The 12,325-nt window shown below is 47.5% G+C and carries 14 protein-coding genes; all 14 read left to right on the top strand.

All coding sequences use genetic code 11. From position 1 onward, the window contains the following. The first annotated feature begins 7 nt into the window (after positions 1-7). The 14 genes from CWI84_RS02370 (at position 8) to atpD (ending at position 12,316) form a co-directional block, all read left to right on the top strand. Positions 8-529 carry a cytochrome b gene (locus CWI84_RS02370; RefSeq protein WP_126840987.1) on the top strand — a complete coding sequence of 174 codons (522 nt, stop codon included), beginning with the start codon at positions 8-10 and terminating at the stop codon, positions 527-529. Further along, a complete protein-coding gene (locus tag CWI84_RS02365) occupies positions 529-981 on the top strand; it encodes a flavodoxin domain-containing protein (RefSeq protein WP_126840986.1) in 453 nt (150 codons plus the stop codon). The genes CWI84_RS02370 and CWI84_RS02365 overlap by 1 nt, the downstream gene beginning before the upstream one ends. 466 nt (positions 982-1,447) lie before the next feature. Next, entirely contained in the window at positions 1,448-3,343 is a 1,896-nt protein-coding gene (gene mnmG, locus CWI84_RS02360; protein WP_126840985.1) for a tRNA uridine-5-carboxymethylaminomethyl(34) synthesis enzyme MnmG, read from the top strand. A gap of 8 nt (positions 3,344-3,351) precedes the next feature. After that, a complete protein-coding gene (gene rsmG, locus CWI84_RS02355) occupies positions 3,352-3,969 on the top strand; it encodes a 16S rRNA (guanine(527)-N(7))-methyltransferase RsmG (RefSeq protein ID WP_126840984.1) in 618 nt (205 codons plus the stop codon). Between the two features lie 28 nt (positions 3,970-3,997). After that, positions 3,998-4,789: a ParA family protein gene (locus CWI84_RS02350; RefSeq protein WP_126840983.1), complete on the top strand. Its 792-nt coding sequence runs from the start codon at positions 3,998-4,000 to the stop codon at positions 4,787-4,789. A 23-nt stretch (positions 4,790-4,812) separates the two neighbouring features. Continuing rightward, positions 4,813-5,691 carry a ParB/RepB/Spo0J family partition protein gene (locus CWI84_RS02345; RefSeq protein WP_126840982.1) on the top strand — a complete coding sequence of 293 codons (879 nt, stop codon included), beginning with the start codon at positions 4,813-4,815 and terminating at the stop codon, positions 5,689-5,691. Positions 5,692-5,855: 164 nt separating this feature from the next. Then, a complete protein-coding gene (locus tag CWI84_RS02340; protein WP_126840981.1) occupies positions 5,856-6,239 on the top strand; it encodes an ATP synthase subunit I in 384 nt (127 codons plus the stop codon). Positions 6,240-6,248: 9 nt separating this feature from the next. Next, positions 6,249-7,043 carry a F0F1 ATP synthase subunit A gene (gene atpB, locus CWI84_RS02335; protein WP_126840980.1) on the top strand — a complete coding sequence of 265 codons (795 nt, stop codon included), beginning with the start codon at positions 6,249-6,251 and terminating at the stop codon, positions 7,041-7,043. 49 nt (positions 7,044-7,092) lie between these two features. Beyond that, complete coding sequence (atpE, locus tag CWI84_RS02330) at positions 7,093-7,344, top strand: F0F1 ATP synthase subunit C (RefSeq protein WP_126840979.1); 252 nt, start codon at positions 7,093-7,095, stop codon at positions 7,342-7,344. 49 nt (positions 7,345-7,393) lie between these two features. Continuing rightward, complete coding sequence (gene atpF / locus CWI84_RS02325) at positions 7,394-7,864, top strand: F0F1 ATP synthase subunit B (RefSeq protein WP_126840978.1); 471 nt, start codon at positions 7,394-7,396, stop codon at positions 7,862-7,864. Between the two features lie 15 nt (positions 7,865-7,879). Continuing rightward, the gene (gene atpH / locus CWI84_RS02320) at positions 7,880-8,413 is read left to right on the top strand and encodes a F0F1 ATP synthase subunit delta (protein ID WP_126840977.1); all 534 of its coding nucleotides are present in this window, start codon (positions 7,880-7,882) and stop codon (positions 8,411-8,413) included. 14 nt (positions 8,414-8,427) lie between these two features. Further along, on the top strand, positions 8,428-9,969 hold the full coding sequence (atpA, locus tag CWI84_RS02315; RefSeq protein WP_126840976.1) for a F0F1 ATP synthase subunit alpha: 1,542 nt from the start codon (positions 8,428-8,430) through the stop codon (positions 9,967-9,969). Positions 9,970-10,024: 55 nt separating this feature from the next. After that, positions 10,025-10,891, top strand: a complete 867-nt coding sequence (gene atpG, locus CWI84_RS02310; RefSeq protein ID WP_126840975.1) for a F0F1 ATP synthase subunit gamma — start codon at positions 10,025-10,027, stop codon at positions 10,889-10,891. Positions 10,892-10,930: 39 nt separating this feature from the next. Beyond that, complete coding sequence (atpD, locus tag CWI84_RS02305; RefSeq protein WP_126840974.1) at positions 10,931-12,316, top strand: F0F1 ATP synthase subunit beta; 1,386 nt, start codon at positions 10,931-10,933, stop codon at positions 12,314-12,316. Positions 12,317-12,325: the final 9 nt, after the last annotated feature.

Here is a 12,325-nt window from a genome sequence, read left to right as displayed (position 1 = left end):
AGCAACAATGAACCATCAACCACGTTATGGCGCTATTAGCACCCTAAACCATTGGATAACCGTTATTCTGGTAGTGGCTATGTTCACACTAGGTTACAGCGCTCACGAGGCTCCTCGCGAAGCGGCACGTTTCTTAATGGGTGCGCATATTGGCCTAGGCTTTTTCACCTTCTTCTTTATTATCTGGCGAGTGGGTTTTCGTTTATATGAAGGCTTCCCTAAGAGCGCAGAGAGCAACCCTGCTTTCGCTGGTATTGCCCGCATCGTGCATTGGTTATTGCTATTAACCCTATTAGTGCTGGTGATTTCTGGACCATTACATATTTTCACCGGTGGCCATGAGCTCAATGTATTTGGTTGGTTTAGCATCGCCTCACCAACAGGAGAGATTGAAGGGATTAATGATTTCAGTGGCGAATTGCACGAGTTCTTGGCCGCTGATGGCTTATTGATCCTGCTCGGTTTGCATTTTCTTGGCGCAATCCACTACTTTTGGACTAGACGTCAAGCAACTCCAGCGGATATGTAATGGCAGAAACAATCCATATTCTTATTGGTACCACCTCCGGCAATACCGAATATCTTGCCGACCAATTGAGCGAAGCCCTGCACCAACAGGGCTTTGCCACCCAGCTCCACGATGAACCCGACTTAGGAACGCTGCCGACCGAAGGCACCTGGTTGGTCTGTTTAGCCAGCCATGGCGCCGGTGACTATGCCGATAGTATGTTGGGTTTTTACGACCAAATTAGTTTGCATGAAGACCCGCTAAAGCAGCTCAAATACGCAGTGATAGCCATTGGTGAATCGTGCTACGACACCTATTGTAAAGCCGGCCGACATTTAGATTCTCGCCTGCAAGAATTGGGCGGAAAACGCCTAACTTCGCGCTTGGAGATCGATATGTTGGAAGACGACCCAGAACAAAAGGCTCTGCAATGGTTGCCTAATATGGTCAACGCCCTCAACTCGGAAGAATAGTTTTATCCACTACACAGGGAGTTATTCATCGGTAAATGGTGAACAACTCCCTGATTTACCCCCAAAGCTATCCACAATAATTGACGTTTGATCACAACCAGAGGATAACTTCTGATCAACCTCCATGATCATCATGGGATAACTTTGGGGATAATGATCACTGTGTATAACCCGATCACTTATCCAAAACTTATGATCGGGGGTATGAGTCGTTAACACACAAGTTAACTAACAGAAAAATTCTATACAAAACAAACCGATCAGTGAGTTTTCAACAGAAAGTGGAAAACTAGTAGTAGTAATAAAAAAGGATCTAGTAAGATCAAACCTAGATCTTTTTTTCGATCCCTTTTCACCAGACAACCATTGTTTACTATTTAACCATTTCGATCATCGCCAATTCACGTTAGAATATAGGGCTCGATTTTTAATTTCTGTCAGCGAAAGAAGTAAGGCTTAACACGACATGACAACGCATTTTCACGAACACTATGATGTGATCGTTATTGGTGGCGGACACGCCGGCACAGAAGCAGCCCTAGCCTCAGCAAGAATGGGGGTGAATACCCTATTGTTGACGCACAACATTGATACCTTAGGGCAAATGTCGTGTAATCCTGCTATTGGTGGCATCGGTAAAGGTCACCTAGTTAAAGAAATAGATGCTTTGGGTGGTGCAATGGCGATCGCTGCCGATCGCGCTGGAATCCAATTTAGAACACTTAATTCATCAAAAGGTCCTGCAGTAAGGGCTACCCGCGCTCAAGCTGACAGACAGCTATACAAAGCCGCTATTCGCTCGATTTTAGAGAACCAGCCGAACTTATCGTTATTTCAACAAGGTTGTGATGATCTGGTTATCGATAATGGCCGTGTGGTGGGAGTAAAAACCCAAATGGGCTTAGCCTTCTCGGCTAAAACCGTAGTATTAACAGTGGGAACCTTCCTCGGTGGTCGCATTCATATCGGTTTAGACAATTATCAAGGTGGCCGTGCTGGCGATCCACCAGCGAACCGTTTAGCAGAGCGCTTACGAGCATTGGACTTACGGGTCGATCGGTTAAAAACGGGTACCCCACCGCGAATTTCCACTAATAGCATCGACTTTTCTGTAATGCAGGAACAACCTGGCGATACACCAACGCCGGTGTTTTCCTATTTAGGTTCAGTGGCCGATCATCCGCGGCAAATTCCGTGCTACATCACTCATACTAACGAGAATACCCATGAGGTGATCCGCCAAGGGTTGGATCGCTCGCCGATGTATTCTGGCGTTATTGAAGGCGTTGGTCCGCGCTATTGTCCGTCGATTGAAGACAAGATCATGCGTTTTGCCGACAAAGCGTCGCACCAGATTTTTGTTGAACCTGAGGGTTTAAATAGCGCTGAAGTTTACCCCAACGGTATTTCAACCAGTTTGCCGTTTGATGTTCAGGTACAGCTAGTGCGTTCCATTAAAGGCTTTGAAAATGCCCATATTACGCGTCCAGGTTACGCCATTGAATATGATTACTTTGATCCTCGCGATCTGCAGCAAACACTAGAAACAAAAGCGATTAAAGGCTTGTTCTTTGCTGGTCAAATTAACGGTACCACTGGCTATGAAGAAGCCGGAGCACAAGGGTTAGTTGCTGGAGCGAACGCGGCATTACAAGTACAAGATAAAGCACCTTGGAGTCTGCGTCGCGACCAAGCCTACATGGGCGTGCTTATCGACGACTTATCGACATTAGGTACACAAGAGCCTTACCGTATGTTTACTTCTCGAGCGGAATATCGCTTGTTATTGCGCGAAGATAACGCTGATATTCGGTTAACCGAGCAAGGCCGGGAACTTGGTTTGGTGGATGATCACCGCTGGCAGGTATTCCAACAGAAAATGGAAGCGGTTGAACAAGAGAAACAACGCTTACGTGGTTTGTGGATCCATAAAGACCATCCAGCGGTTGCGCAATTGAATCCACTGCTGAAAAGTCCGATCAATAAAGAGGTCAATGGCGAAGAACTGATTCGCCGACCTGAAGTGAATTATCAAGACTTGATGCAAGTAGAAGGTATTGGCCCTGGATTGACTGAACGCTTAGCGGCAGAGCAAGTTGAAATCCAAATCAAGTATGCGGGGTACATTGCTCGGCAGGAAGAAGAAATTGCCAAGCAACGCCGCCACGAAAATACCTTATTGCCGAAGCAATTCGACTACGCCACCATCAAAGGCTTGTCGAATGAGGTCGTTGCTAAATTGAACGATCACCAACCAGAAACGGTGGGTAAGGCATCTCGTATTTCAGGAATTACTCCTGCTGCCATTTCGATGTTGTTAGTGCATCTGAAAAAGCAAGGATTGTTGCGTAAAAGCGCTTAGGAAAAGCCGTGAGAGCAGTATTTGATGCCCTATTGGGGCAAACCGCGTTAACCCTTAGTGAGTCCCAAGCTAATCAGTGCGTGGCGTTGGTAGAGCAATTACATAAGTGGAATAAAGCGTATAACCTAACGTCGGTACGCGATCCTGAACAAATGCTGGCTCGCCACATCATTGACAGTTTGGTGGTTGCGCCGTTGCTAACCGGGCAACGGTTTATTGATGTAGGTACAGGACCCGGATTACCGGGATTGCCGTTGGCGATTGCCAACCCCGATCGAGAATTTGTATTGTTAGATAGTCTGGGTAAGCGCATTCGTTTTATTCGACAAGTCTGTCACCAGCTAGGTATTGATAACGTAACAGCGGTTCACGAAAGGGTCGAAGCCTACCAACCAACAGAAAAGTTTGACGGGGTTATCAGTAGAGCCTTTGCATCTTTGGATGATATGCTAAATTGGTGTAGTCATTTAGCGCAACCTGATGGAACCTTTTTCGCCTTAAAGGGCCAATATCCAGAACAGGAAATTAACGCACTACCCCAAGGTTTTCGTGTTATTCAGGTAGATAAGCTTGAAGTACCCGGGGTTGAGGGTGAGCGCCATTTAGTGGCTATAAAATACGCCTAAAAACGATTATTACAAAGAGGTCATTACCGTGGGCAGAGTCATTGCAATTGCGAATCAAAAAGGTGGTGTGGGCAAAACCACAACTGCAGTGAATTTGGCTGCTTCAATGGCAGCGACACGGCGTAAAGTGTTGCTGATCGATCTCGACCCTCAAGGCAACGCCACCATGGGGAGTGGTGTCGACAAATATGAGGTCGAGAACACGGTTTATGAATTGTTGGTGGATGAAAAGCCCGCCAGCGAAGTGGTTGTTACCGACACCAACGGCAAATATCACCTTGTCGCGGCTAACGGTGATGTTACCGCCGCAGAAATTAAGTTGATGGAAGTGTTCGCTCGCGAAGTGCGATTGCGCAACGCCTTAAAGGCCGTTCGTGACCAATACGATTTTATTTTTATTGATTGTCCACCATCACTCAACATGTTGACCGTGAATGCAATGGCGGCGGCCGACTCGCTACTGGTGCCTATGCAGTGTGAGTATTATGCGCTTGAAGGCCTGACAGCGTTAATGGATACTGTGCGCCAGTTGGCCGAGGTGGTTAATCCCGAATTAGCAATAGAGGGCATTTTACGTACCATGTACGACCCTCGTAACCGCTTGGCCAATGATGTTTCCGAACAACTGAAACAACATTTTGGCGACAAAGTTTACCGTACGGTTATTCCACGCAACGTGCGCCTGGCTGAAGCTCCTTCATTCGGTGCTCCGGCGATGTACTATGACAAGTCATCAACAGGTGCGAAAGCGTACTTGGCGCTTGCGGGGGAACTGATTCGGCGCGCTGAGAAAAAACAGACACAGGCCGTTAATGCCTAATCCGCAAAAGGGACTTAAATAACATGTCAGCAAAAAAACGTGGGCTTGGGCGCGGACTTGATGCGCTATTAACCAACAGCCAGAAGCAGAGTTCTGGTGACGCTTCGCAAGCAGCGAGTGAAGCAGTCAAAGGCGAATTGCAAAAACTGCCAATTGAATGGTTGCGCCCCGGCAAATACCAACCGCGTAAAGACATGTCGCCAGAGGCGTTGGAAGATCTTGCCGCCTCAGTGAAGGCGCAAGGTATTATCCAGCCAATCGTTGTTCGCCAAGTGGGTGAAGACAGTTACGAAATTATTGCCGGCGAACGGCGCTGGCGTGCGGCGCAGCTAGCACGTCTAGCGGAAGTCCCCTGTTTGATTAAAAAGGTGGCTGATGAAGCAGCCATCGCCATGGCACTGATTGAGAACATTCAGCGTGAAGATTTAAATGCCATGGAAGAAGCCACGGCATTACAGCGGTTATTGGACGAATTCCAACTCACCCACCAAGAAGTGGCTAATGCTGTAGGTAAATCGCGCACCACCGTCACCAACTTACTGCGCTTGAATAACCTTCATGATGAAGTCAAAACCTTTGTTGAACGTGGCGACCTAGAACTTGGCCACGCAAAATTATTGCTTGCCTTACAAGGTGAAGTTCAGGCGTCGGTTGCCCAGCAAATGGTGGCCAAAGAACTGACCGTGCGGGAAGCAGAAAAACTGGTTCGGCTAACGCTAGACCCACCGAAAAAGACCGAACCGCAGAAACCGGATGCCAATATTCAAAAGCTGGAGACTCGCCTCAGCGAAACCTTGGGTGCCAAGGTCTCGATTAACCATGGCCGAAAGGGCAAAGGCAAGTTAGTTATCGACTACACCAGCTTAGATGAATTAGACGGCATTTTGGCGCACATAAAATAACCAATTTTCCAATAAGTTACAGTTGTTAACGGATTGTTGAGTGCCCGAAATCTGGTTGCTCAGAGCCGATTTTGTTTGCAATTATGTGGCAGATCTTTATACTAGCGCGAGTTTTGAGTAGGAGACGCTGAGTCGTTAAATTTTCGTCCAGTCAGGCTAAAGAAATGCAAAAAAATAAAGGCAAAATACTGGCTAGACGACTCATTACTGCGCAACTGCTGATCGTGTTAGCTGCGTCGCTGTTCCTTACACTCATCAACAATATTCAATGGCTATGGTCGACAGCGGTCGGCGGTGGCCTGGTAATTATCGGCAATGTGCTGGTCGCTTGGTTGACGTTTCAACGCAGCGGTGCACGTGCCAGTCGAGCAATAGTCAATAGAATGTACTTGGCCGAGGGCTTAAAAATCGCTCTCCTAACAATAGTGATGGCCTGGCTATTGTATTCGACGCCGCTGCTTAAAATCGGCTTAATCGTGGGCTTTATTGTCGCGATTATCGGGCAGTGGCTATCACCGATTTTGTTTTTAAAAGTTAAGGAAAATTAGGTGTTCAACATGAGTACGGGTGAAGAGCAAACAGTCTCGCAATACATCCAGCACCATTTGACCAATGCGGCAGTGGGTGAAGGATTTTGGACGTGGCACATCGACACCATCGGTTGGTCGGTATTCCTCGGTCTATTGTTTTTGTGGGGCTTTCGTAAAGCGGCGAAAAAGTCGACCACTGGCGTGCCAGGTAAATGGCAGTGCTTTGTCGAAATGTGTGTTGAGTTCGTTGATACCAGCGTTAAAGACAGTTTCAGCGGTAAGAGCAAATTAATTGCGCCGCTAGGTCTGACGATTTTCGTTTGGGTATTCCTAATGAACTTGATGGACCTGATTCCGGTAGATTGGTTACCAATGGCAGCGCAACAAATCGGCGGCGCCATGGGCTATGAACCACATAATGTTTATATGAAAGTGGTCCCTACTACCGACTTGAATACCACCCTTGCGCTAGCACTGAGTGTATTCCTGCTAATCATTTTCTATTCAATCAAAATTAAAGGTGTTGGTGGCTTTGTCAAAGAACTGACCATGCAGCCGTTCAACCACTGGGCGTTTATTCCAGTGAACTTTATTTTGGAAACCGTCACGCTTATCGCTAAGCCAGCGTCACTTGCGCTGCGTTTGTTCGGTAACTTATATGCCGGTGAATTGATTTTTATCTTGATTGCCTTGATCGGTTACTTCCAGTTACCGTTGCACTTTGCGTGGGCGGTATTCCACATTCTGGTCATTGTGTTGCAGGCATTTATTTTCATGATGCTGACCATCGTTTACTTGAGTATGGCATCAGAAGAACATTAATCAGTTTTGTTTTTACTTTTTAACCTTTAACTATTAATTGGAGATCTACATGGAAACAATCATCGCTTTTACCTCAATTGCCGTTGCAATCTTGATCGGTATGGGTGCGTTGGGTACTGCTATTGGTTTCGGTATCTTGGGCGGTAAATTCCTAGAAGCAGCAGCTCGTCAGCCTGAATTGGCGCCTCAGTTGCAAGTTAAAATGTTCATCGTTGCAGGTCTTATCGATGCGATCGCTATGATCGGTGTAGGTATCGCGCTGTTCTTCACCTTTGCCAACCCATTCATCGGTCAGCTGTAAGCTTAAGAATTCCACTTAACGTGGCATTCGAGCGCAAAGGAGGTTCGTTGTGAATATCAACGCAACGCTAATAGGTCAAACGATCGCCTTCATCGTGTTCGTGTGGTTCTGCATGAAGTTCGTGTGGCCACCGATCATGAAAGCGATTGAAGAGCGCCAAAAGAAAATTGCGGACGGCCTAGCGGCTGGAGAGCGTGCTGAGAAAGATCTTGAGCAAGCTCAACAAGCAATTTCTGAGCAGTTAGCAGAAGCTAAAGCTGAGGCAGCTCGGTTAATTGACCAAGCGAAAAAACGTGGCAGCAAGATTGTTGAAGAAGAAACCCAAAAAGGTAACGCAGAACGCGAGAAAATCATCGCGTCTGGCTATGCCGAGGTGGAATCTGAGCGCAATCGTATCAGAGAAGAACTGCGCAAGCAGTTAGCCGTATTAGCTATCTCTGGTGCTGAAAAAATCATTGAAAGAGAGATCGATAAGCAAGCGCACAATGACATCATTGAAAAGCTTGCTGCGGAACTCTAAGCGAGGGGTCGCGAAATGTCTGAACTGACTACAGTCGCTCGCCCTTACGCCAAAGCGGCTTTTGACTTTGCACAAGAGCACAAAGCCATTGAGCAATGGCAAGACATGCTGGCATTTGCCGCAGCAGTCGCTGAAGACGAGCACATGGTGTCGTTTTTAAGCGCTGCTAATAATGTCGATAAGGTTGCCGAGACATTTATCAATGTCTGCGGCGACCAGCTTGATGCTCATGGAGCCAATTTCATCAAAGTATTGGCTGCTAATGGCAGATTGATTGCGTTGCCGGAAGTGAAAGCAATGTTCGATGAGTTAGTTGCACAGCAAAGCCAGCAGCTAACGGTTGATGTTATTTCACCGGCGAAATTGTTAAAAGCGCAACAAACAGCAATTACTGAAGCGTTGGAAAAGCGTTTCGGTGGCAAAGTTAAGCTTAACTGCAGTGTCGATAAAAATATTATCGGTGGTCTGGTCATCAAAGCGGGCGATACCGTGATTGATGGCACTTTACGAGGCAAGCTAGAGCGCCTTGCCCACGCACTGCAATCCTAATTGGGGACTTGAGCATGCAATTGAATTCAAATGAAATCGCAGAACTGATCAAGCAACGAATTGAGAAGTTCGAAGTCACCAACGAAGCCCGTAACGAAGGTACTATCATGTCGGTCACCGACGGTATCATTCGTATCCACGGCCTTGCAGACTGTTTGCAAGGTGAGATGATCGAGCTTCCTGGTAACCGTTACGCTATCGCCTTGAACCTTGAGCGCGACTCAGTGGGTGCGGTAGTTATGGGCCCTTACGCAGACTTGCAAGAGGGTGTAAAAGTTAAGTCAACTGGTCGTATTCTTGAAGTACCGGTAGGCCGTAACTTGTTGGGTCGTGTGGTTAACACCTTGGGTGAACCTATCGACGGTAAAGGTCCTATCGATGCTGACGGTTTTGAACCTGTCGAAAAAATCGCGCCGGGCGTTATCGACCGTCAATCTGTCGATCAGCCAGTGCAGACAGGTTACAAATCTATCGACTCGATGATTCCAATCGGTCGTGGCCAGCGTGAGTTGGTTATCGGTGACCGCCAAACCGGTAAAACGGCCCTAGCCGTGGACGCTATCATTAACCAGAAAGACTCTGGTATTAAATGTGTGTACGTTGCGATTGGCCAGAAGAACTCAACCATTTCTGCAGTGGTTCGCAAGCTAGAAGAACACGGCGCAATGGAAAACACCATTGTGGTTGCTGCTTCTGCATCTGAATCTGCGGCATTGCAATACTTGGCAGCCTACTCTGGTTGTACCATGGGTGAATACTTCCGTGACCGCGGTGAAGATTCATTGATTGTATACGATGACTTGTCTAAGCAAGCTGTTGCATACCGTCAAATCTCATTGCTATTGCGTCGTCCGCCAGGTCGCGAAGCTTACCCAGGTGACGTATTCTACTTGCACTCGCGCCTACTAGAGCGTGCAGCACGAGTGAATGCTGATTACGTAGAGAAGTTCACCAATGGTGAAGTGAAAGGTAAAACCGGTTCACTAACGGCATTACCGATCATCGAAACCCAAGCCGGTGACGTATCAGCGTTCGTTCCGACCAACGTTATCTCAATCACCGACGGTCAGATTTTCTTAGAAACTGACTTGTTTAACTCAGGTATTCGTCCTGCGGTTAACGCGGGTATCTCGGTATCTCGTGTTGGTGGTGCAGCGCAAACTAAGATCATCAAGAAATTGGGTGGCGGTATTCGTTTGGCATTGGCTCAGTATCGTGAATTGGCAGCGTTTGCGCAGTTTGCATCTGACTTGGACGAATCAACGCGTGCGCAATTGGAGCATGGTCAACGTGTGACTGAGTTGATGAAGCAGAAGCAGTATCAACCAATGAGCGTTGCGCAAATGGCGGTATCAATTTTCGCTGTGGAAAAAGGTTTCCTTAAAGACGTCGCGTTAGAAAAAATCGGCGACTTCGAATCAGCTTTGCAAGCTTACATGAAGAGCGAGCACGCTGAGTTGATGACGGAAATCGATAACACTGGCAACTATAACGACGACATCGAAGCTGCGTTAAAAGCGGCGCTTGAGAAATTCAAGCAAACGCAATCGTGGTAATCGGAGATGGCCGCTACTAGCGGCTATCTGTCGTTGAGTTAACAGGAGATTCGTCATGGCCGGCGGTAAAGAAATTAAAACCCAGATCTCGAGTATTGGTAATACTCAGAAGATCACCAGCGCGATGGAAATGGTCGCTGCGTCGAAAATGAAAAAGGCGCAGGAACGGATGGAAACTAGCCGTCCGTATGCCACTGCTATCCGCAAAGTGATTGGTCATGTTGCGCGCGGAAACCTTGAGTACAGCCACCCATTTATGGTGGAACGCGAGGTTAACCGTGTTGGCTATATCGTTATCTCTACCGACCGTGGTTTGTGTGGCGGCTTGAACTCGAACGAGTTTAAAGCCGTGGTTAAACACGCAAAAGCGTGGGAAGAGAAAGGCGTAGAAGCAGATTTCGCAGCAATTGGTAGTAAGGCGATCGGCTTTTTCAAACGCTTCGGCGGTAAATTACAAGCACAAGTATCGGGCTTAGGTGATAAGCCAAGCATGCAACAAATTACCGGTTCTGTGCAGGTAATGTTAGATGCGTTTGAGGAAGGCAAGATTGATCGTCTTTATGTCGTGTTCAACCGTTTTGTGAACACCATGAGCCAAGAGCCGACCATTCATCAATTATTGCCATTGCCGAAAACCGAGGCAGGCGAAGACGTGCAAAAAGGTAGCTGGGATTATCTCTATGAGCCTGATCCAGAAGCTATTTTGGACACACTGATTCGTCGTTTCGTGGAAACACAGGTATACCAAGGGGTTGTCGACAACTTCGCCAGCGAACAAGCTGCGCGGATGATCGCGATGAAAGCTGCAACCGATAATGCAGAAGACATTATCGAGAAGTTACAGTTGCAGTACAACAAAGCGCGTCAGGCAGCGATCACCCAAGAAATTTCGGAAATTGTTTCCGGTGCCGAAGCGGTTTAACGGCAGGGTTTGAAGAATTGAAGAGTTAGAGGAATAGTCATGAGTCAAGGTAAGGTCGTGCAAATTATCGGCGCGGTTGTGGACATTGAATTTCCACAAGACGCCGTGCCAAAAGTTTATGACGCACTGAATGTGACCGAAGGTGGCCTCGAAGGTCTGGTTCTTGAAGTTCAGCAACAGCTGGGCGGCGGAATCGTTCGTGCCATCGCTATGGGTACAACAGACGGTCTGCGTCGTGGTATCGCTGTACAAAACAGTGGCGAGCCAATCATGGTTCCAGTGGGTAAGAAAACCCTGGGCCGTATTATGAACGTGTTAGGTCAGCCAATCGATGAAGCGGGCCCTATCGGTGAAGAAGATCGCATGTCTATTCACCGTGCAGCACCAAGCTACGAAGAACAAGCGAATACCAGCGAATTGTTGGAAACCGGCATCAAAGTTATCGATTTGATTTGCCCGTTTGCGAAAGGTGGTAAAGTCGGTTTGTTCGGTGGTGCCGGTGTTGGTAAAACCGTTAACATGATGGAACTTATCCGTAACATCGCTATCGAGCACAGCGGCTACTCTGTATTCGCCGGTGTTGGTGAGCGTACACGTGAGGGTAACGACTTCTATCACGAAATGAACGATTCAAACGTTCTAGACAAAGTATCACTGGTTTACGGTCAAATGAACGAACCACCGGGTAACCGTTTGCGCGTTGCATTAACCGGTTTGACTATCGCCGAGAAGTTCCGTGACGAAGGTCGCGACGTATTGTTCTTCGTCGATAACATCTACCGTTATACCCTAGCCGGTACTGAGGTATCAGCATTGCTAGGCCGTATGCCTTCAGCAGTAGGTTATCAGCCAACATTGGCAGAAGAAATGGGTGTACTGCAAGAGCGTATTACCTCTACTAAGAAGGGTTCAATCACCTCGGTACAAGCGGTATACGTACCAGCGGATGACTTGACTGACCCATCACCAGCAACCACCTTCGCGCACTTGGATGCGACTGTGGTATTGTCACGTGACATCGCGTCTTTGGGTATCTACCCTGCGGTTGATCCACTCGACTCAACGTCACGTCAGTTGGATCCGTTGGTTATTGGTGAAGAGCACTACGACATTGCGCGTGGCGTTCAGTCAGTATTGCAGCGTTACAAAGAGCTGAAAGACATCATTGCGATCTTGGGTATGGACGAATTGTCTGAAGAAGACAAACGTACTGTTGCTCGAGCTCGTAAGATTCAACGTTTCTTGTCACAGCCGTTCTTCGTTGCTGAAGTATTTACTGGTGCGCCAGGTAAATACGTTTCTCTGAAAGATACCATCGCTGGTTTCAAAGGTATTTTGGAAGGCGACTACGATGACTTGCCAGAACAAGCGTTCTACATGGTAGGTACCATCGACGAAGCGGTCGAGAAAGCCAAAAACCTATAACCACTGTGG

This window comes from Idiomarina tyrosinivorans, from assembly GCF_003987475.1.
GTDB lineage: Bacteria > Pseudomonadota > Gammaproteobacteria > Enterobacterales > Alteromonadaceae > Idiomarina > Idiomarina tyrosinivorans.
Note: the sequence above shows the minus strand (reverse complement) of the source record. Positions and strands in the feature narration are given on the sequence as shown.